General features: G+C 70.0%; 17 protein-coding genes and 3 pseudogenes. 10 read left to right on the top strand and 10 right to left on the bottom strand.

Annotation, left to right across the window (positions count from 1 at the left end; translation table 11 throughout):
- Positions 1-155: 155 nt before the first annotated feature.
- The 3 genes and pseudogenes from OG900_22020 (at position 156) to OG900_22010 (ending at position 1,485) form a co-directional block, all read left to right on the top strand.
- A pseudogene (locus tag OG900_22020) lies at positions 156-416 on the top strand (TetR/AcrR family transcriptional regulator).
- A gap of 185 nt (positions 417-601) precedes the next feature.
- Positions 602-1,036, top strand: a complete 435-nt coding sequence (locus OG900_22015; protein WUH92514.1) for a MarR family transcriptional regulator — start codon at positions 602-604, stop codon at positions 1,034-1,036.
- Positions 1,033-1,485 (top strand): hypothetical protein, encoded by a 453-nt coding sequence (locus OG900_22010; GenBank protein WUH92513.1) that lies wholly within the window; start codon positions 1,033-1,035, stop codon positions 1,483-1,485. The genes OG900_22015 and OG900_22010 overlap by 4 nt, the downstream gene beginning before the upstream one ends.
- Positions 1,486-1,528: 43 nt before the next feature.
- Here the strand turns inward: OG900_22010 and OG900_22005 are convergent.
- The 3 genes and pseudogenes from OG900_22005 to OG900_21995 form a co-directional block, all read right to left on the bottom strand.
- Positions 1,529-1,756 (bottom strand): annotated as a pseudogene (locus OG900_22005) (hypothetical protein).
- A 244-nt stretch (positions 1,757-2,000) separates the two neighbouring features.
- Positions 2,001-3,323 carry a DUF3100 domain-containing protein gene (locus tag OG900_22000; protein WUH92512.1) on the bottom strand — a complete coding sequence of 441 codons (1,323 nt, stop codon included), beginning with the start codon at positions 3,321-3,323 and terminating at the stop codon, positions 2,001-2,003.
- Between the two features lie 9 nt (positions 3,324-3,332).
- Positions 3,333-4,529 carry an amidohydrolase family protein gene (locus OG900_21995; protein ID WUH92511.1) on the bottom strand — a complete coding sequence of 399 codons (1,197 nt, stop codon included), beginning with the start codon at positions 4,527-4,529 and terminating at the stop codon, positions 3,333-3,335.
- A gap of 176 nt (positions 4,530-4,705) precedes the next feature.
- Between OG900_21995 and OG900_21990 the strand changes: the two genes are divergently transcribed.
- The gene (locus tag OG900_21990) at positions 4,706-5,773 is read left to right on the top strand and encodes an Lrp/AsnC family transcriptional regulator (protein WUH92510.1); all 1,068 of its coding nucleotides are present in this window, start codon (positions 4,706-4,708) and stop codon (positions 5,771-5,773) included.
- A 66-nt stretch (positions 5,774-5,839) separates the two neighbouring features.
- On the opposite strand, the gene OG900_21985 is transcribed toward OG900_21990, so the two are convergent.
- Positions 5,840-6,565 carry an SDR family oxidoreductase gene (locus OG900_21985; GenBank protein WUH92509.1) on the bottom strand — a complete coding sequence of 242 codons (726 nt, stop codon included), beginning with the start codon at positions 6,563-6,565 and terminating at the stop codon, positions 5,840-5,842.
- Positions 6,566-6,699: 134 nt separating this feature from the next.
- Between OG900_21985 and OG900_21980 the strand changes: the two genes are divergently transcribed.
- A complete protein-coding gene (locus tag OG900_21980) occupies positions 6,700-7,548 on the top strand; it encodes a LysR family transcriptional regulator (protein WUH92508.1) in 849 nt (282 codons plus the stop codon).
- Between the two features lie 115 nt (positions 7,549-7,663).
- On the opposite strand, the gene OG900_21975 is transcribed toward OG900_21980, so the two are convergent.
- A complete protein-coding gene (locus OG900_21975) occupies positions 7,664-8,497 on the bottom strand; it encodes a PIG-L family deacetylase (protein WUH92507.1) in 834 nt (277 codons plus the stop codon).
- Between the two features lie 460 nt (positions 8,498-8,957).
- A pseudogene (locus OG900_21970) lies at positions 8,958-9,137 on the bottom strand (VapC toxin family PIN domain ribonuclease).
- A 522-nt stretch (positions 9,138-9,659) separates the two neighbouring features.
- On the opposite strand from OG900_21970, the gene OG900_21965 reads away from it, so the two are divergent.
- Positions 9,660-12,425 carry a hypothetical protein gene (locus tag OG900_21965; GenBank protein ID WUH92506.1) on the top strand — a complete coding sequence of 922 codons (2,766 nt, stop codon included), beginning with the start codon at positions 9,660-9,662 and terminating at the stop codon, positions 12,423-12,425.
- A gap of 97 nt (positions 12,426-12,522) precedes the next feature.
- On the opposite strand, the gene OG900_21960 is transcribed toward OG900_21965, so the two are convergent.
- Together OG900_21960 and OG900_21955 are read right to left on the bottom strand one after the other, a co-directional pair.
- Positions 12,523-14,139 (bottom strand): metallophosphoesterase family protein, encoded by a 1,617-nt coding sequence (locus tag OG900_21960; GenBank protein ID WUH92505.1) that lies wholly within the window; start codon positions 14,137-14,139, stop codon positions 12,523-12,525.
- 281 nt (positions 14,140-14,420) lie between these two features.
- The gene (locus tag OG900_21955) at positions 14,421-14,594 is read right to left on the bottom strand and encodes a holin (GenBank protein WUH92504.1); all 174 of its coding nucleotides are present in this window, start codon (positions 14,592-14,594) and stop codon (positions 14,421-14,423) included.
- A 909-nt stretch (positions 14,595-15,503) separates the two neighbouring features.
- Between OG900_21955 and OG900_21950 the strand changes: the two genes are divergently transcribed.
- Positions 15,504-16,997, top strand: a complete 1,494-nt coding sequence (locus tag OG900_21950; GenBank protein ID WUH92503.1) for an FAD-binding oxidoreductase — start codon at positions 15,504-15,506, stop codon at positions 16,995-16,997.
- Between the two features lie 399 nt (positions 16,998-17,396).
- On the opposite strand, the gene OG900_21945 is transcribed toward OG900_21950, so the two are convergent.
- Entirely contained in the window at positions 17,397-17,615 is a 219-nt protein-coding gene (locus OG900_21945; protein WUH92502.1) for a hypothetical protein, read from the bottom strand.
- 412 nt (positions 17,616-18,027) lie between these two features.
- Between OG900_21945 and OG900_21940 the strand changes: the two genes are divergently transcribed.
- Both OG900_21940 and OG900_21935 read left to right on the top strand, forming a co-directional pair.
- Positions 18,028-18,606 carry a hypothetical protein gene (locus OG900_21940; protein ID WUH92501.1) on the top strand — a complete coding sequence of 193 codons (579 nt, stop codon included), beginning with the start codon at positions 18,028-18,030 and terminating at the stop codon, positions 18,604-18,606.
- 15 nt (positions 18,607-18,621) lie between these two features.
- The gene (locus OG900_21935) at positions 18,622-18,843 is read left to right on the top strand and encodes a cold shock domain-containing protein (GenBank protein WUH92500.1); all 222 of its coding nucleotides are present in this window, start codon (positions 18,622-18,624) and stop codon (positions 18,841-18,843) included.
- An 835-nt stretch (positions 18,844-19,678) separates the two neighbouring features.
- Here the strand turns inward: OG900_21935 and OG900_21930 are convergent.
- On the bottom strand, positions 19,679-20,071 hold the full coding sequence (locus OG900_21930; GenBank protein WUH92499.1) for a hypothetical protein: 393 nt from the start codon (positions 20,069-20,071) through the stop codon (positions 19,679-19,681).
- 297 nt (positions 20,072-20,368) lie between these two features.
- On the opposite strand from OG900_21930, the gene OG900_21925 reads away from it, so the two are divergent.
- A complete protein-coding gene (locus tag OG900_21925; protein ID WUH92498.1) occupies positions 20,369-20,917 on the top strand; it encodes a GNAT family N-acetyltransferase in 549 nt (182 codons plus the stop codon).
- Positions 20,918-20,922 lie beyond the last annotated feature (5 nt).

Raw genomic sequence — 20,922 nt, 5'->3', positions numbered from 1 at the left:
AGCGGGGAGGCCGTCCCGTGCGTGCCCTCGGCTGCCGTACGCGGCACCCTGGCCACCGCGAGCCGCGGCGGTTGGGACCAGCTCGCGGCGTCGGCGACCGCGCGGGCCATGGCGAGGTCGTCCCAACTCATGCGCCGCGGCTGCTCGTCAGCGTGGTCTTCGCGGGTCTCGCCGCCGACCGCGGCACCGACGACCTCATGACCACCAACCTGGGGGGCGTCGCCTCCCTGGAGGCGATCCACGCCCACAGCCGCGCGACGGTCGGCGAACTGCTCCGGCGCGGCCAGGAGCAGGGCCCCGTCCGCCCGGACGTCACCACGGAGGACCTGCTCTTCGCACTCGCGGCACTGGGCCGCGCCGTCCCCGCACTCACCACGGTCACCCCGGACGCCTGGCTCCGCCCCCTGGCCCTCCTCCGGACACCCGCTCGCCCCCGTCGACGAGTCCACGTACTACCAGGGCGGCGACGCGGGCTACCTGACCTACCCGGCCCACCGGCACACGGCTTGAGTCCGCCCCTGCGGCCAGGCCGCGCCGGAAGGCGGTGCACGCCGGTCGGCGGTCTTGCGGCAGATACTCCGATATCGTAATATCCGAAAGCGTGAAGTCCGAATCCGTAGCACCGCGCCGGTCCGCGCTCCTGGCCTTGCAGCGCGCGACCCACGGCACCTTGCAGCTGATCGCCGCCGAACTCGTCGACCTCGACCTCACCGCCTCCGAGATCAACGCGCTGGCCAACCTCGCCGACGGTCAGGGCCGCACGGTCTCCCAACTGGGATCAGCGGTCGGCGCCCGCCCCACGACGCTGACCAGCGTGCTGGACCGGCTCGAACGCCGCGGCCACATCACCCGTGCAACGCTCGCCGGCGACCGCCGCTCGGTGCTCATCGCGCTCACCGACTCCGGGCGCGCGGCAGCCGCCGTCATCACCCAGGCCCTGACCAGCGTCGAGAACCGCGCGCTTGAGGGCCTGCCCGCCGAAGCGGTCGCCGGCTTCCACGCCGTCCTGGACGCACTGGTCAAGGAGGGGTCATGACCCCCCACGACCAGGCCCCGCACTCCGACCACGGCGCGAACGAGGAGCCCTCGCCCTTCACCGAACTCATGGGGGAGGTGATGGCGGCCGCCGAGCGGTTCGGCCACCGCCAGCACGTCCACCTGACCTGGCTGGCCGTCCGCCGCTACGGCACCGAAGCGGCGGTCGGCCTGGTCAGCGACGGCATCCGGCGCACCGCCCGCTACGCGGGCAGACCACAGAAGTACAACGCCACCGTCAGCCGGGCCTGGGTCGAACTGGTGGGCCACCACGCGGGCCGGTCGAACACCTCCGACTTCGACGCGTTCGCCGACGAGAACCCCGCACTGCTCGACAAGAAGCTGCTCACCCGCTTCTACCGCCCCTCGACCCTGGCAAGCACCCCGGCCAGAACCGGCTGGGCCGAACCTGACCTCGCCCCGTTCCCCTGGCGGCAAGCCGCCGAATGAGACGACGCGGACCTTGCCTCAGCCCTCCCGGTGCCGCGCCGCCGATCGCGTACTTGCGACCGTGGAGCTTGGCGTCGGCCGGCAGGCGGCGGGCCTGTCGGGCCTCGTCCTTTCCGACGTCGGCGACCTCGAGCCGAGAGAGCACCCGGTCCCGGCGCTGCTCGGTGGTCCTGCCGTCGTACGCCTCCACCGGCGTCATGGGAGACGTCACCACCTCGGCTGCGCCCCGGGCGGCGAGGTCGAGCCAGGTGGTCATCTTCCGGTCGCAGCGCGACGACGCTGGGGGCGTCGTCCGGCAGCACCTCCGCAAGCAGCCTGAACGCCGCGTTCCATTGCTCAGGCGCCTCCTGCGAGAACAGTCCCCGCTCCGGCAGGGGTGGAGATGGTATCGATGGAGATCCCATCGCCACCGATACCATCGGACGAGTCGGTGCGGCGATCGAGACGGCCCTGCGGACAAGGATGCACAGGACTCCGGGCACCGGCGCGTCGCACGCGGCAACGCCCCCGTGACGTCAGGTCCAGTAGCCGAGCGAGAATTCGGCGATGACCGTGGCGAGTACGAAGGACGCGGTGATGGCCAGCAGGCCGACGGGGACGATCTTCCAGCTCACCGCCTTCAGCAGCGCCATGTCCTTGCCGAGGCTGAGGCCGGCGAAGGTGAGGACGACGCAGCCGACGGAGAGGAAGTCGACCGAGCTGACGGTGTCGGTCAGCCGGCTGCCGATGGGTGAGTAGGTGCTCGATGCGAGTGCTCCGATGGTGGTCACCCAGATGATCGCGGAGACGAAGCGGGTGACTTTCGCGAGGGACAGTCCCAGCACGAGCAGCGCCATCATGATCGCGTAACCGCCGATGATGTCCCAGCTCAGGCCCTTCGCGAACACCGACGCGGTGGTGATGCCGACGACGGCCAGGATCGGGATGGACACCCAGGGGCGCAGATCGATCGGCGCGGTGGAGGCGGCGACCTCCTCGCGGAAGGCCCGGTTCGCCTCCGGGTCGACAGGGGCGGCCTCGGGGTCGGGGGTGTGCCGCCGGGTGAGGAAGCGGTAGAAGCGGTCGGCCAGCGGGAGGGCGACGTAGATTCCCACGTAGACCCCGAGGATGGTCGTGATCAGGTTGGAGACGCCGGCCATCGCGAGGATCTGGTCCTTCTGGCCGGGGTAGGCGTCGACGATGCTCCCGGTCGCGGCGGCCATCATCGAGCCGGATCCGACGCCGGAGCCCATGGCGAGGGCGAGCGGGTCGAAGATGTCGAAGGAGACGATGAACGACGACAGCATGGTGATGTAGACGGCGCCCACGAGGGTGCCGAACACATACATGGCGAGCACGCCTCGGTACTGCTCGGAATTCGGGCCGTACTTCTCGTTGACCATCGGTAATGCCGGCTCGCGGTCGACGGAGAACGTGGCCCCGATCGTGGCGGGGCCCATCCGCAGCAGCACGGCCAGCGGAAGCGCCAGGAGGACGGTGCCCAGGAGGTGTCCGAACTCCTGCAGGAACAGGGACGTGCCGGCGTGCAGCAGGATCTTGATGTTGGGGCCGATCGTGAAGGCGAGCCGCACGACGAGGAAGAGCACCGCCACCGCCACGAAGGCGTTGGCGGTCCGCTGGAAGTCCAGGCTGACCTTGCGGACGCGCTGGACGGACACGATCGCGCCGGCGACGAGGCCCCAGACCATGGGGAAGAAGACGACGGAGCCGGGACCCACATCGAAGGTCACCTGGCCGGCGAGTTGCGCGAGGAGGGCGATGACGAACGCGGCGATGGCGACGGGCCAGACCCTCTGGAGGCCGACCGCGACCGCGGGTCTGTTTCGGGTGATGGTCATGAGAGCTCCTCAGCCCAGCAGCGTGCGGACTGGTCGTCCGGCTGCGATGACGGTCTTGACGTGCGCGAGTGCGCGGATGTCGTCCAACGGATTTCCCGTCGTCACGACGACGTGGCCCATTGCGCCCGGCGAGAGGTGGCCGAGGTCGGGGCGGCAGAGGCAGCGGGCCGCAGTCGTGGTGACCGCTTGCAGGGCGGTCTCGTTGCTCAGCCCGATGTCGTCGACGAGCAGGGCGCCTTCCTCGGCGACGCTGCCGTGCGGATTGAAGGGTGTTCCCGCGTCGCTCGCGGCGGCGATCGGTATGCCGGCGCGTGCTGCGGCCTGCACCGACTCGATGTTGGCCGCGTAGACCTCCTCGGCCCTGTGGACCGCGGAGGCCTCGATGTGCTCCTTGTTCTGCAGGATCCTGAGTTGTGCGATCCGGGTGGAGACCAGCACCGCCCCGGTCGAGGCCATGAGGCCGATGGCCTCGCGGTCCAGGTAGGACCCGTGCTCGATGGTGGTCGCTCCCGCGCGGAGCGCCCGCTTGGCGCCCTCGGAGCCGATGGCGTGCGCGGCGACCCACGTTCCGGCCGCTCTGGCGACGGCCGCGGCCGCGGCCAGCTCGGCCTCGTCGAAGGGAGCCTCGTCCGGGGCGACCCCGGGGGTCAGTACCCCACCGGTGGCGACGAGCTTGATGCCGGCGGCTCCCTGCCGTAACTCCTGGCGGGCCGCCTCCGCCATCTGCGCCTCGCCCCGTGCTTCGACACCGAGATAGGAGATGTGTCCTCCGGGCGCGGTGATGGCACGTCCCGCCGCCGCGACCTCCGCACCGACGAGGCGGCCGTCGGCGATCTCCCGTCCCGCCGCGATGGCCGCGTGCGCGGGCGCGCCCAGGTCCCGAACCGCGACGATGCCGTTGAGCAGTGCGCGTGCGGTGTTCGCGTACGCCTTGAACGCGAGGTGCTGCGGGCTCGCGCCCGCGACCTCACCCGCGAAGTCGGGGCCCCCGTCCGCGATGAGATGGACGTGCGCGTCGATCAGGCCGGGAATGATCGTTCCCTCGCCCACTTCGACCTCGGTGGCGTCGCGAGGGAGACGGGGGGCTCGCGAGACGGGGCCGACGTAGCTGACGAGCCCGTCCTCCACGATCACGGCTCCATCGGCGATCGGCGGCGAGGCGACGGGGACGACCGAGCCCCGCAGCAGCAGGACGGCACCCGTCACAGCCGCACCCCGCATTCGGCCGGGTCGGCCGTCGGCCGCGGGCGGGAGGATAAACAACACATGGCAGACCTCCGGGAGCAGAACGTCCAGGTCAGAGTTCGGGTAGTATGCGCGCCCAGGTCGACTTCCGGCGCTGATGCACCTGAACGTGCACGGATCCGTACGGCGGTGTTCTTTTGCTGAAGAAATCCGACAGGAAGTCCGACCAGCACCGTGACAGGTACTCGGACCTGGACCGGCAGATCGCCTGTGCCCTGCAGATCAACGGCCGCGCGAGCTGGGCCCGGATCTCGCAGGTCCTCGACGTCTCCGAGCGGACCGTCGCCCGCCGCGCGCAGCCGCTGCTCGACAGCGGCGTGATCCGTGTGGTGGCGACGGTCGACACGCAACGGATCGGCTGGGGAGAGCCGGTCCTGCTACGGCTCCGCTGCCGTCCGGGGACCAGCCGGGACGTGGCCCTGGCCCTCGCCGACAGCCGCGAGACGCGGACGGTCATGCTCACCGAGGGGTCGACGGACTGTTTCGTCGAGGTCGTTCCCCCTCATCAGGACGGGCTCCGGGAGCTCTTGCTCGACCGGCTTCCGGGGATAAGCGCTGTCGCCGCGCATCACGCCCACTCGACGCTGCGCTTCTTCCGGGCCGCGCACGAGTGGCACACGGAGGCACTGACCGAGCAGCAGACGGCCGCCCTGGCGCGCAAAGGCCTGCCCCCGTTCGCCAAGGTGGACGACGTCGCGGATCTGAGCGGCGAGGAAGAGCGGGTGGTCCACGCCCTCGCCGCGAACGGCCGCGTTCCGGTGGGCACCCTCGCCACCCGGATCGGCGTCGCCCCGGCGACCGCATCCCGCCAGGTCGACAGCCTGATCCGGCGCGGCGTGGTCAGGATCCGCGCGGAGGTCGACCGCTCCCTGCTGGGCCTCCCGACCGAAGCGCTGCTGTGGCTGAGGGTGGGCCCGTCCCACCTCGAACGGATCGGACAGGCGCTGGGCGAGCACCCCGCGGTGCGCATGGTCGTCGCGGTGACCGGCGACTACCAGCTGTGCGCCGACCTCTTCCTCGGCGGGCGCTGGGCCCTGTACGAGTTCCTCACGAAGACCCTCGGGGCCTTCGACGGGATCATCGACTTCGAAGTGCTCGACGTCCTGGCGACGATCAAGCGGGCCGGCCAGGTGATCCGCGAACCGCACAGCCGCCTGAGCGGCGGCCCGCAGCAGAGGGCAGGCGCCCGCATCACGCCTCGGTGAAGGGCCCGCCGCAAGCCGCCCGGTCCGCGCCGGCCCTACGGTCTCAGCCCGTGAGCAGTGCCGAGGTCACCACGGCACCACCCCGTCCTCGTCGAAGAACGCGCCGGTCGGGCCACCGTCGGGGAGGGACGCGAGCCGGATCGCGATCGCCGCGCCCTGTTCGGGGGTGCGCACGCCGCGGAGGCCGTTGAGGTCGGTCGCGCAGTAGCCGGGGCAGGCGGCGTTGATCAGGATGTTCGTGTCCCGCAGCTCCTTGGCGTACTGGACGGTCACGGCGTTGAGGAACGTCTTCGACGGTGCGTACGCCACGGAGATCGGCCCCGTCTCGTCGCCGGAAGCGGTCTGCTTCGTGAGCGACCCGACGCTGCTGGACATGTTGACGACCCGCGGCGACGCGGAAAGGCGCAGCAGCGGCAGCAGCGCGTTGGTGACGCGGATGACGCCGATCACGTTGGTCTCCACGGCCGTCCGTACGGCCGAGAGATCGACCGTGGTGGGCGTCTGCGGCATGCCGCCGGTCACTCCGGCGTTGTTGACCAGGACGTCGAGGCGGCCGGCGCGCTCCTCCACCAGCCGGGCGGCGGCCGCCACGCTCGCGTCGTCCGTCACGTCGAGCGGCACGCCGAACGCGTCGGCGCCGCCCGCCCGCAGCTTCTGTACGGCGGCTTCCCGGCGCGCCTCGTCCCGGGCGCCGACGCCGACGCTCCAGCCGAGGGCGCCCAGGCCCGCGGCGATCTCGTACCCGATTCCCTTGTTCGCGCCGGTGACCAGCGCGATCGTCTGTCCGCTCATGCGGTCCATCGTGTCCCGCAGCTCCGCGACGCGGCCAACACCGTCTGGGTAAGCGGCGATACCTCCCCGGTATCGGACCAGCTCACCGCGGCAATTCCAACCACCGCCGAGGCGGGGTCGGGTAGCTTGGCGGCATGGAGACGAGGGAGCTGCGGTACTTCGTCGCCGTCGCCGAGGAATTGCACTTCGGGCGGGCGGCGCAGCGGCTCGGGATCGCCCAGCCTCCGCTGTCGCGGGCGATCCAGCAGCTCGAACGCCGGCTCGGGGCCGCGCTGCTGGAACGCGGCAGCCGCGGTGTCACCCTGACCGAGGCCGGATCGGTGCTGCTGCGGGAAGGGCAGGCGGCCCTCGACGCGATCGATGCCGCCGAGCGCCGAACCCGCCGCGCCGCACTCGCGCCGACGGGCCGACCCGGCGTGGTCCTCGTCACGAAGGCCGGAGCGACGGGCGAGCTGCTGGCGAAACTGCTCGACGCCTACGCGGCCGAACCCGGCGCCGTCGCCGTCGACGTGGTGCTGTGCGGGATCGGCGAGCAGGAGCGGCTGCTGCGGGACGGGCGGGCCGATGTGGCGCTGCTGCACCGGCCGTTCGACTCGACGGCCGGGCTCGACACGGAGGAGTTGCGCGCGGAGGGGCAGGTCGTGGTCCTTCCGGCCGGTCACCCCCTCACCGGCCGGGCCCAGGTGCGGATGTCCGACGTCGCCGCACTGCCCGGCCTGCCCATGCCCCGCTGGCCGCACCTCGACGGCACCTTCCCGGACGGCGCCGGCCCGCCGGTGCACAACCACACGCAGCTGCTCCAGCTGATCGCGCTCGGCCGGGCGTCGGCGATCCTGCCGGAGTCGGTACGCGCCCAGTTGAGGGACGGCCTCGTCACCGTCCCCGTAGCCGACGCGCCGACGGTGACGACGGTGATCGCGTGGCCGCCCCACAGCCGCTCCCGGGCGGTCGCCGCCCTTGTCCGGACCGCCACCCGTCTGTGAGGACTCCCGCAGAAGGAGCGGTCCCGTCGGGTACGGAGGCGGACCTTTGGCGATCAGCCGGAAGCTGTCCATCGCATGACCGCGGCGCGGACACCCCGCAGGCAGGGCGGGCGGATCAGCGCAGTCCGGCGAAGAGGTCGTTCTCGGGTACGGCCGCGCCCGTGGTGTCCCGGACACGGACGAAGGTCTCCACGCCCATCAACTCGCCGAACCTCTCCTTGCCCATCTTGAGGAAGAAGATGTTCTCGCCCTGACTGGCGTGCGCGGCCAGCGCGTCGAACTTCTGGCCGCTGAACGCGGTGGCGTCCACCCACGTGGTGATCTCGTCGTCGGGGAGGCCGATCTCGGCCATCGCGGCGGTCTCGGCAGGATCCGGCTCGGACGTGCCCTCACCGAACTCCCGCATGACCTCGCCGAACCGATGCACCATCGAGCGGGGCGCCGTGGTCCAGTACACCTTCGGTGTCAGCTCGGTCATCTCCAGCGCCGCCATCGTGACGCGGTGGGCCTGGATGTGGTCGGGGTGGCCGTAGAAGCCGAACTCGTCGTAGGTGACGACCACATCAGGCCGGTAGTGCCGCATGAGTTCCGCGAGTCGGGCGGCGCCTTCCTCGACCGGGGTCCGCCAGAAGGACCCAGCGGCGTCGTTGCTCGCCCAGCCCATCATCCCCGAGTCGGCGTAGCCGAGCATCTCCAGATCGCTGATCTTCAGGACGTCGCAGCTGGCCTCGAGTTCCCGCCGGCGCATCGCGGTGACCGCTGCCGGATCGTGCCCGGGATCGCCGGGCTTGACACCCTCCGGTCCGTCACCGCAACCACCGTCCGTACACGTCACGAGAACCGTGCGAATGCCCTCCGCCGCGTACCGTGCGAGGATTCCTCCGGTTCCGGTGGCCTCGTCGTCGGGGTGGGCGTGTACTGCCATGAGCGTCAAGGGCCGGTCAGTCATGAAACAGTCCTCCTGCAGATATACGTCTTGATCCGAAGTGCGTAGCGGGCCTACCACGATGCGGGGCCCGGACACCGGCGGGACGGGCGACCCGCGGTCTCCATGCTTCCTGCCCGTACGGCACCCGCCCCTCGGTCAATCCAACCGTGCCGGCCGCACCGGCTGTTCCCGGCACGGCCGATCGGCCGTCCAGGCTGCACGGCGAACGAGGCCCTGGCGCGATCCTGCACGTCTCAGCGCCACGGCGGTCGGCCCCTTCGCCTGGGCTGACGTCGCCAAGCAGCCGGCGTTCCAGTGGAGGAATGTGTCCGTGTCGTCGAAGGCAGAGCTACTGCGGCTTCTCAAGCCGCCGGCCGCCCGCTGGCGGCCTCCGGGATCGGGACTCGCTCCGGCGCCTTTCCGATATCCGCCGAGGTGTCCGAATTCGCCGAGGAGAACGCGGGCCTCGATCCAGCGTATCTGTCGCCGCGACCACCAGGTCCACCGCGCCCGCGCCCCCGTGCCGCCCTCTGCGGGTCAGCAGTTCCCGGACCGGCCAGGCGCGATCGTCAGCCCGATCATCGACGGGCACCCAGCCGAAGAGCAGGCGCATGTCCTCGATGCCGCGAGCCCGGTTCTCCGCGGAACGCGCACTGTGCCAGGTCGAAGCCGCCCTCGTCCGCAGCTGACCGCAGCCGAGTGAGTGCCAGGGCACGCCGCCGGTTCTCCAGCACCTCGCGGAGCTCGATCTGGGGGCTGCAACCGTGCGGCCGGTTGTCAGATGCGCCGCGCCGGGCGGCGCCCCTCAGCGACCGTCCGACTCAGCGTCGAGAGAACGCGATTCATCGGACGCTTCGATCCTTGACGTGGACTTACCTCAAGATTACCGTGACGTTTCGCGGTATAGGTCGGATGAATTATTGACGAACGCCCCCTGCTCTGAAGGAGACTCACAGTGTGGCTGCCTAAACGCAGACATTCCGTCCTGCTGCTGGCGGGGACGGCGGTGACAGCTCTTCTCGCGACAGGTCTCGTGTCTGCGGACGGCGCGGTGGCAGACTCCGCAACATCCATCTACGCAGCACCCAACGGCTCCGGCGATCGGTGCTCGTCCGCGGCGCCCTGCTCGATCACCACGGCCCAGGGGGCAGTCCGTCACGCTCGTGCGGGGCACACCGACGCCGTGCAGGTGATCCTGGGCGGCGGCACCTACCGGCTGGCGGCGCCCCTCGATTTCGACGCGGCAGACTCGGGCAGCCCCGGGCATCCGGTCGTGTGGACGGCGGCACACGGTGCCCACCCGGTGCTGTCCGGTGCGACCCGGGTACGCGACTGGACCACTTCCTCCCCGGCAGGCGTCTGGTCGACATCCGTTCCGGCCGCAAGCGCCAGCCGTCAGCTCTACGTCGACGGCACGGAGGCGCCCGTCGCGCAGGCCACACCGTCCCAACTGCACTTCGCCGGCGGCTGGAAGGGCTCGGCCACGGGGTACGACCTCGCGGGCGACCCGGCCGGGCTCGCCTTCTTCTCGGCAATGACGCCGGCCCAGTTGCGGCAGGTCGAGTTCGACTACCCGGGCGGGAACGGGCAGTGGACCGACTCCGAGTGCCGCGTGCAGTCGTTGTCCGGCACTTCGCTGACAATGGCCGAGCCGTGCTGGAAGGACGTCACCGGCCGCGCCGACTACTCCCAGGCCAGCGGCACACTGCCCGCGATGAGCCCCTCGCAGATGCCGACCTCGATCCGGAACGCGAGGAGCCTCCTGCATCCGGGCCAGTGGTTCCTCGACCAGTCAGGCCACACCCTGTACCTCGACCCGCTGAACGGAGCCGAGCCGGACGGCCTCGATGTCGAACTGCCGCACCTGGAGACCCTCGTACAGGGCGCGGGCAGCCTGGCTCATCCCGTCCACGATCTGACGTTCACCGGGCTCACCTTCTCCTACGCCACGTGGAACGCGCCCTCCGGACCCGCGGGCTTCGCCGACGTGCAGAGCAATCTGCACTTCACGGAAGCGAACAACCAGGGCATGTGCTCGTTCTCCAACCCGGCCGGCAGTTGCCCATGGGGCCTGCTGACCGAGCCGCACGCCAACGTCTCCTTCAGTGCCGCCGACCACATCGCCTTGACCGGCAACCGGTTCGCAGAACTCGGCGGTGCGGGCCTGAGTTTTGCCTACGGCTCGTCACACAACCTCGTCCAGGGCAACGAGTTCACGGACATCGCGTCGACCTCGATCCTGCTGGGCTGCACCGCCGACCCCACGCCGGTCAACCCCGATCCGGTCCACTTCCCGGACTACCTGACCGCGAACCCCGACACACCAAAGACGATCAAGGACAACTGCACCCCGGATCCATCGGCCGTGGCCGGCGACACCGTCGGAACGAACGAGATCGCCACCGGCAACACGATCTCCGACAACGTCGTTCACCGCATCGGCACCGACTACCCCTCGGCAAGCGGCATCACGCTGCTGTACACCCGGCACACGCTGGTCACCCGGAACGAGCTCTACGACCTGCCCTACACCGGCATCACCGCCGGTGTCGTCCAGGGACACGTCGACTCGGCGGACCACCCCTCGAACTCGCTCAACATCAACGCCGACAACACGATCAGCTACAACCTGATCCACGACTACCTCAAGGTGCTCGGCGACGGGGGCGGTGTGTACATGGAGGGGCACCAGGCCCCTTACCACTACAAGGCCGACGGCAAGACGATCGACTTCGACGCCACGATGGCGCACGGACTGCAGGTCATCGGCAACGTCACCTACAACCAGGGGCCCGGCTTCGCGTCCTTCTACGACGACGCGGGTTCCGAGTGGATCCACTACGTCGGCAACGTGCAGTTCCACAACAGTGGCGCCAACGCCCAGGGAGGCTGCGCGGCGACCGGGCACTTCCTCGTCGAGGGCAACTACTTCTCCGCGTCGGCCGGCCAGTACATCTGCGCCGACGCGGTCGACAGCCACGTCGGCAGCAACACCCCCATCCCCGCCTCGCCGGGACCGAACGACATCCAGCTGACGGCACTGCGGAACGCCGGCCCGGACACCTCGGTGCGAGGCTTCGCCGACGCGACCGACATCGAGGCCGACTACGTCTCGCCGGCCCAGGCGACGTTCTCCAACGGCACCACGACCATGCAAGTGCTCATCGGTGGCGCGGGGTTCGTGCCGGGGACCCCGGTCTACTTCTCCGGCCATGCCGCCCCGAAGGTGCGGGTGCTCTCACCCGGCTTCCTGATCGCGTCTCTGCCGCCCGGTACGGACGCTTCGCAGGTGTCGGTCGGCGGTCTCGTCGCCGCACCCGATATCTCCGCTCCGGCGTCAGGCGCGACCGGCGTGGCCGGCACGTTCACCGTCCACGGGTCCGGGACCGCGGGTGACACGGTCACCGTGACAGACGGCGGCGCCCCCCTGTGCCGTGTCGCGGTCACGGGCTCCGCGTGGTCGTGCACGGCGACCGAGGCCGACGGCCAGCACACACTCGTCGCCGTACAGTCGAACTCGCGCGGGGTCTCCTCGCCACCGGCCACAACCGTCTTCGTGGTCGGCAAGGCTCCCGCCACCGTCCGGCTCAACGACACCGACCCGGCCCTCCGGTACGCCGGATTCAGCTACCAGAGCGGCCGGGGGCTCGGCGACTACCAGGACGACATCCACTACGCGTCGGACAACGGCTCGACGATCAGCTACACGTTCGTCGGTACCGGTCTCAAGGTCTACGGCGAACAGAGCAGCGACGAAGGCCATTTCTCAGCAGTCCTCGACGCGGGCACGCCGGCCGGCGTCGACACCGTACCCACTGACGGCCAACGTCGATCGAATGTCGCCGTATGGTCGAAGGCCGGCCTGGCCCCCGGTCTGCACACACTGGTGCTGACCAAAGTCGACGGCGGCTACATGACCTTCGACGGAATCGAGGTCGACAACGACTGAACCCGCCCCGGTCCGTTCGCAACCCCCGGGGCTCCACCCCTGACGACGCCTGGGCCGGGACGATGTCCCGGCCCAGGCGTCGACGACTACCGCTGGGTCAGTGCCGGCCCTTGCCGCCGTCGCTACGAGGCCGTTGGAGCGTGAACTTCTCGAAGACCGACAGCTCACCTGTGGGCGTGATGATGTTGTAGTAGGTGACGTAGATGCGCGTCATGTCACCGGGGTGACGGCCCGGGTCGACGCTGAACTCGGCGAAGCCGTACGGATGCTCCGCGTCGCGGACGCCGATCCAGATCGCCGCCTCCTGCTCCTTGACCGAGTTGTACTTGCCGACGCGCTCCATCTGGACGTATGCGGAGTGATGCCCGTGACCGTCGGCGTCGTCGGTGGTGAAGCTGTTGTTGGTGATGCCGGACACGCCGCCACCGCCGAGGACCATGTGCGTCGTGCCGTGCGCGCTGTCGACCACGTCGAGTGCGGTCTGACTCGGGTCGGGTGTGAGGGTGACGCTGCCGGGGACGACGCCACGCACCGCCAACGAGCGCTCGTAGTCGTGCTCGTGACCGCAGACCACCAGGTCGACGCCGTACTTGTCGAACAGCGGGCCGTACGCCGCACGCAGCGCGACATCGGGGCCGTTCGCGGCGGTCGCGGAGCTGATCATCACCTGGTGCATGCAGACGACGATCCAGTCGATGTCCTTCGAAGCCCGTGCCGACTTGAGCTCCTTCTCCAGCCAGGCCAGCTGCCGGCCGCCGGAGTAGCCGTTGATGTAGATGTCACCGCCCTCCTGCAGGGCGATGTCGTCGTTCTGCAAGGAGATCACCTTCACCGAGCCGACCGTGAAGGAGTACCAGAGGTTGTCGAGCTCGGGCTGGGTCTCGGTCGAGGGCAGCTCGAAGTAGGTCTGGTACGCGTCGAGACCGAGCTTGCCGTTGCCCAACTCGATCTCGTGGTTGCCCGCGCAGGGCATCCACGGCCGGAATCGCGCCGAGCGGCTGTTGTTGGCGAGGAAGTCGCGCCAGACGCGGATACGGTCGGGCCCGGTGTTGGCGTAGCAGAGGTCACCGTTGAGGAGATGGAACAGCGGGCCGACCTTCTCGACGCCGGTGACGATGTCGGCAGCGGCGGGCGTGGCGTTGGGCTCGAAGTCCCGGCCCGAGGCGTCGGCCGGGTTCGCTCCGGTCTTCCACGTCACACTGGGCGCACCCTGGTCGCCGAAGCTGGTGAAGGTGAACGGAGCCCTGCCGGACGGCGCCGTGTGGAAGGTGCCGGCGTCGGGGGTGGCACCGTCGTGCTGGGCCGCGTACAGGTAGTCGGTGTCGGCCTTGAGCTTCTTGATCAGCGCGTGATGGACCCAGACCGTCCGCCCGGAGGTGCCGTCCACGTAGGTCTTCGTCGTCGCGTGCACCGTGGAGCCGAAGCCGCCACTCAGCGTGCCGTAGACGACCCGCGGGTTCTTCACTGCCGCGTCGGTGACCCACGAGACGACCATCTGGCTGCGTGGGTCGGCGCCGAAGGTCAGGTGCAGGCCCTGGACAGGGGTGGTGGCCGAGCCGGTGGTGAGACCGGTGACCTCCGACGTCGCCGGAGCCGCCTCGGCGGTTCCGGCGCCGAGGACCAGTGGCCCGGCGGCGGCGCCGGACACCGTCGCGCCGAACAGGCCGAGCGTGGTGCGACGAGAGATTCGGGTTTGCTTGGATTCTTCGGACATCCCAGGGGCCTTTCGCGTCTTCAGGTGCAGTCGAACACCGGCTGGACAGCAGCAGTTCGAACCTGACAGCGGACTGCGGCAGGCCAGTGGTGCGCACACTCACGGACGCTAGGAAGAACGGACGACCGGCGCGGCGGGACTGGCATGAACGCCAGACGGCGGTCACCGCAACGGACGGCGACTCCCGACGGTCCGACCCCGCAGGCGCCCGCCATGGTGCGGGCCGCCGAGCGCCGGTCGTGCGGGTAGAGACACGACGGAGAGCTCGGCCGTCCCGCACGTCAGCCCTGGGCGGCCGGACCGCCGCGGTCGGCGAGCATGGCTGACGCGACCGAGGTCAGCACCGCGAGGACCGCGCAGCCTGCCGCCACCGCGGCGATCGTCGGCCACGGGAGGCTGATGCCCATGGGGCCGGTGATCTGGACCAGGGAGATCCACAGGCCCGCCAGGCTCAAGGATGATGGCGAGGACCGCCAGCAGGCCGATGCGGCTGGCCGACTGGCCGCGGGCTCTGGCATCACGGGTCCACTCGGCCCTGGTCACGGCGTGCGCGTTATGACCCGCGGTCGCCTGCCTCAGCACGGCCTCGGCCCAGGCGGGTGATGTTCCGGCCCGCAGCTTGACGTATGCGATCGACGGCAACGCCGAGAAAGCGTGGGCCAGGGTCGTATAGGCGTCCGCGGCGGCACGGTCGCCGAGCACGCCGACCACGGTGAGCGAGGTTCTGCTGCCGTCGGCACGCCAGACCGGCACGCTGTCGCCGAGCCGTTTGCCCACGTCGGCGGACTCCTCCGGGAAATGGCGAAGGAGGGGCCGAGGGCGACGTCGAGTGTCTCGACCTGCGACCGGAGCGTCGGTGGGGTGACAGGCGGGCACAGCCGGGCAGGGGTGAATCAGACCGAGACCAGGACGGCTTTGGTTGCCGTGAGGGCAGGCGGATCGGTCCACGCCGGACTCCGTGGCAGGAGGGTTCCGTCGCGGGCCGGGCGATCAAGCCTGATCGGGCCCGCCGTCGCCGGCTCCGGCTCGCCCACCGGGATCTGCTTCGCCGGTTCCCTCGGTGTCCCACCGCACGGGGGCCCGTCGTCTTGTCCTCGTCGAATCCCAGGTCGTCCTCGATGCCGACTTCGACGGCTGCCTCCCCTCGCACCGGAGCCGGGTGGCCGGCACCTCCGGCGACTGCGCGCAGCGCCTGTTCGGCTTTGGTGCCGCCGATCGCCCCCAAGGCCCGCACGGTGCCCTGACTGCGGTTGCGCAGCGTGTCGGAGCGGTTGACCGTGGCCACCGCTTGGTACTGTCCGATCCGCCTGAATAACCCAATAAAGGGTCATTTGCGTCCGCAGGCGATTGAGAGGACATGGACCATGGATGACTTTTCCCGTCGCGGGTTGCTCAAGGCGACGGCGGCTGCGGGCGCCGGTGCAGTCGTCGTGCCGGGCATCGCGGCCCGGGAGGCACCGGGCGCGAGCACCGTGAGCGAGGTGTCCGAGGGCGGTAATTGCCCGCCGGCACAGTTGACCGGTCGCATCGTGCGTCCCAACGACCCCGGCTACGCCGACGCGAGCATCGGCTGGGACGAACTGTTCGTGCACTATCCGCTGGTCATCGTCTACGCCCAGAACACCCAGGACGTAGTGAATGCCTTGACCTGGGCGCGGCAGCACGACGTCGCGTTGCGAGTGCGCAGCGGCCGCCACAGTCTTGAGGGCTGGTCCAATGTCGACAACGGCATCGTGATCGACGTCAGCGAGCTGAAGTCGGTGGAGATCGATGCCGACGCCCGTAAGGCGTCGGTCGGCGCCGGGCTCAACCAACTGGAAGCGGTGACCACGCTCGCCAAGCAGAACTTCGCGGTGACGACGGGCACGGAGGGCAGCGTGGGGCTGTCCGGCGCGACGCTCGGCGGCGGACTCGGCTTCCTCACCCGGTACCTCGGCATGGCCTGCGACAGCCTGATCGGCGCGGAGGTCGTCGTGGCGGAGGGCGCCGAATGCGCCAAGGTGATCAACGCGGGCCCGGAGGACAACTCAGACCTGCTGTGGGCTCTGCGCGGCGCGGGCAACGGCAACTACGGGATCGTCACCCGACTCACCTACAAGGTGGCGCCGCTCGCGAGCGTCACCTATCTGACGGCGACGTGGGACGGCATCGGGGACCTGCAAAGGATCTTCGACACCTATCAGCGCACGGCACCCCACACCGACAAGCGTCTGGGCACCCAGCTTGAGATCCACCGGAACCAGATCCTGCTGTTCGCGGTTCTCGCGGAGGGGACGCCGGCGGAGGCGAAGAAGCTGCTGGCGCCGATCCTCTCGATCGGCGGCCCCGACGTCACGACCCAGGTCGGCAATTGGGGCGACGTGTACGCGGGATTCCAGATCCCGACCGCAGACGAACCCGCCAACTGGAAGTTCTTCTCACAGTTCACCTACAAGCCGTTCCCGGACAAGGCGATCGACATCGTTGCCCAGTTCATGCGGGACGCGCCCACCGACGACAGCAACTTCTTCGCCCAGGCCTTCGGCGGCGCGGTCAGGAGGAGCCCCCGCGGCGGCACGTCGTTCCCGCACCGTGACGCGCTCTTCTACTCCGAGCCGGGTGCCGGCTGGGGCACCCGCGGCGTCCCGGGAAGCGGCGACGAGCTGACCCCGGTGGCCCAGGCGTGGATCGCCGAGTTCAGCCAGGCGCTGCGGCCCTACGTGCACGGTGCCTACGTCAACGTCCCGAACATCGGTATGCAGGACTGGGAGACCGCCTACTGGGACGGCAACTTCGACCGGCTGCGCAGGATCAAGGCGAAGTACGACCCCCGCAACGTCTTCCAGTACGAGCAGAGCGTCCCGCCCGCGTTCTGCTGACCGACCGCGACTGGGCCCCTCCCGACTCGACCGGCGGGGGGCTCAGCCATGTCCTCCGTCAGCTCGTGGATGCCGCAGCCGTGAACTCCCGGTCCCGCCGCGGCTGTAACCCGTGGACGCGGAGGACCGCGCGATACGAGATCCCAACTCGCGAGCGCAACGTACGGGTGACGGCCCCGGTCGGCGGAGTCTCCCTCCCCCCGCATCAGGATGGGTACCTGGCTGCGCACGCGGGGTCCCGATGGTCGGCATATCGGAGACCCATGGCCTCGGGGTCGGGGTGGCCGTCGTCGGTGTGGACCTCCAAGACCCTCGCGGACCCTCGCGAGCACCATGCCGTCCGGCTCGTCCAAGGCCCACGCGGCGAGGAACTCCGCGTCCTGCGCGATGTCCTGGCGCTCACTGGCGGCGCGACGCCGGACCTCTCCTCCAGCCAGGTGAGGACGGCGCTGTGCCGACGCGGACGGTCAGCCCACCGAGGGAGACCTCGTCGACGACCATCGCGTCCGAGCCGAGGTCGACCGCCCGCAGGAGCGGTGTCGTACCGTCCGGCAGTTCGCGGTCGGGGTCGGCGCCGCCGTCCGTTATCGGCCGGTCCGTCCGCCGGGGTGGGCCCACGGTGGCGGGTCGGCCCCCGCGGGCGGCCCGCCCGTCCGGAAGAGAGCCGCGGCCCGCCCCTCCGGTTGGCGCGGCCCGCACCCCCCGCCCGCCCCTCCGAACCGCTGCGCTCCGGCAGCCGGCCGAAGCCGCCGCGGCGACGAATTCTCAGCACACACGCCCGGAGCCTGTTCCTCCGGGACGGCCAGAAAGCGCGGGGGCCAACCAGAGCGTCCACCTCAGCGGCACGAACGCGGTACGCAGAATGCATTCCGTTTCCTGCCGGACGGGAAGCATGCCGGGTAAAACCACCCGCGGCGGAAGATCCGATAGTTCCGACCACCGGGAAAGGTGTTTGACATGCGCGGACGTCACAGGTAGTTTAAAACGCCATGTCATTTGGGAACGATAGTATCCAGGGGTGGGGTTCTCCATGAAAATACGCGCAATTCTCGTGTCCGCCATGGTCGCCGCGGGAACGATGATCGGATTCTCCTCCGCAGCCCACGCGGACAGCCCGACGGCCGCACCGGTCACCGCCTCCGGCTTCCACTCCGTCCTGACGGTCAACGGGAAGCGGACCGACCTCGGGGCCGGCCCCGCCGCGGTCATCCCCGCAGGCCAGCCCACCGGGCAGGTGCTGCCCTGCGGCATACAGAACACCTTCGTCGACGCCAACGGCACCTACACCGTCCAGCACGCGTGCGGCGGCACGACCGCCTCCTGGTCGTACCGCCTCAGCACGACGGCCTGCGCGACCGCGGCGGGAACCGTCAACGAGGCCGGCCAGATCTGGGCGCTCAACGGCGTCACCAAGCCCAAGCAGGCCCCGCATCCCGGTGTCATCTGCCGGTACATCATCCACGGCACCTACAACCCGGCCCACGACAACAACAGCATCGCCTATTCCGACGTCATCACCTGGGCTGTTCCCGGCGGAGGCGTCGCCACCCTGCAGTACTATGGGCACTTCAAGCTTTCCGCCTATCCCTGCTCGCCGACTTCCTGCTGAAAGGCGACGTTCCTCATGCCCGAGCGTGGTGTCGTCCGTTTCTGGCACGACGACGAAGGATGGGGAGTCATTGATTCCCCTTCCGCTCCCGGCGGCTGCTGGGCCGGTTTCGCGGCGATCGAGATGCCAGGATTCGCAAAACTCCACGAGGGCCAGCAGGTCTGGGTGACCATCGGCGACGGTCCTCAGGACGGGTACGACTACCTCGCCGAACGCATCACCCTCGACACCCCGTAAACGCATTCCGCATAACAGCGGGAATTTCCCCCGGCTCACCCGTTCACGCGGGCCGTCGGGGCCTCTCCCGCAACGCGGACCGGGGGGGACTCGCGGGATGCACGGGATGCACGGGATGCGTCACGCGTCAGCAGCCGTCGTCGGCACGTGCCGGCGACGGCTGCTCGGGCATGCCATGCCCGGTGGACCTCCCTGACCGCGGGTGCGCCCGGCTGCGGGCCGGGCATCGGCTCGCCCGCCGGCGTGACCACCTGCGAGCGGCCCCAAAAAAGCCCGCGGAAAACCCGGGAGGGGGTGTCGGATCGGGGTGGCCGGCGCCGACGAGGCGACGCCCACTTCCCGAAGGAGCCGTGGAAGGTGTGCGGGAGCCGCTGGTGCTCGGGGAGGCCGAGGCCGAGCCGGAGGCGGCGGTCGCTACCGCCGAGGTGGACGAAGCGGGGTACTGCGTACCGCATCCGCCAGTTGGCGAGGCACGCGGTCCAGTCGCCGGTGCCGCCCAGGCCGCGGGCGCGTATCCGCCGGCGATCGGTGGACAAGATCGCTCGCCCGACGCGTACTTGGGGAAGGAACGCCAAGCCGTCAGCTGCTGTCCGGGAGAACGGCAGCAGTTCCGGGGCGAGCAGCGGGGCCCTACGAGGTCGTGCCCGGTGAGGCGCTGGCGGAGGATACGAGATTCGAACTCGTGAGGGGTTGCCCTGGGCACGCTTTCCCACGGGTCACGTCGGCGTGCGCCACGGGCCAGAGCCGGTATGACCTGCGATGAACCAGGTGGTGGTCCGGGTTCCGAACGCCGTCGGACGGAGCTGAATGAGACCAGGACTGAGACCAGTGGCCCTCACGCCGCGTGGGGGATGAAGGCGACAGAGGAGGTGTCCCCGTCGCCGGCCGCACCGTTGGTGCCGCCGGTGGTTGGGAACTGCGAGCAGGTGGCTCCGCCGGTGCCGGCCGGGAAGCCGGAGCCGCCTCCCCCGCCGCCCGTGTTGACATTCACGAACAGGGTGGCGCCCGGGGTGGCGGGGACGGTGGCGCCGTTGCCGCCTGCGCCGCCGATGGTCCCGTTCTGGCCCGCGGCGCCGGTGGCGGTGACGGTCAGTTGGGTGACGCCGAACGGGACGGTGAAGGGCTGGTCGGCGCCCGCGTTGAAAGTGAGCGTCACGGGCGCCGCCGCGGCGGGCGCGGCCGTGGGCACCACCCGGGCCGCCGGCAGCGCCACCGTGGCGAGCAGCACGGCAGCACGCCTGGCCGGACGTCTCCGCTCACACGCGGCTCCCGCGCCACGTCGAGGGAACGTGGCATGTCGCAGGGTCGGTCTCACAATGGGGACTCCTCGGCAAAGAGCGCGACACTCAGCACGTGCCACGGTCGTCGGTTGGTGTTCAGACCCCTGCCGGGACCGCCCGACGATCAACCCACAGCGACCCTGCGCGGCCGTACAGACACACCGTCATCCCGATGATCACGGGGTGGCCGTTCCTGTTGCCACCGGGCCCAGCGCAGACGGCGACGCTGGAATTAGACTGCCGCCATGTTGCTGGACCTTGCACTCGGTGACCGAAAAGTCCAAATCAGAGATCTGGAACCGGCTGACGAGCAGGACGTGCTCGCACTGTTCGACGGGGCTGAGGACTGGTTCACGGCCACCACGGGCCAACCTGCCGCGCCCGGCGATGTCCAAAGCCTGTACTACGCCCTGCCTGAGGGTGCGGCCTTCCAGGACAAGGCTCTCATCGTCATCACCGTCGACGGCCGAATCGTCGGCGTGATCGACTCCGTGCTCCGGTATCCGACGCCAGACGGTTGCTCGCTCGGCCTGTTCCTTATCCACCCTGCATATCGGCGCCAGGGGCTGGGCCGCCTGGTGGCCTCCGCCCTCCTCCGTGAACTCGCCGCACAGGACTACACCCAAGTGGTTGCTTCTGCAGTTGAAGGCTGGCAGCCAGGCACAGGGTTCCTGGCCGAACTCGGGTTCTCCTTCGAAGCGCCCCGGACCCCAGGGAATGCCAATCGCAACCTCGGACCCGGCGAGCGCCCCGTCATCCCCGCACGGCTTCGTCTCGACGCAACGGCTCACTGACCAGC

It is taken from the genome of Streptomyces sp. NBC_00433 (assembly GCA_036015235.1).
Lineage (GTDB): Bacteria > Actinomycetota > Actinomycetes > Streptomycetales > Streptomycetaceae > Actinacidiphila.
This window is presented reverse-complemented; position numbering and strand designations above follow the sequence as displayed.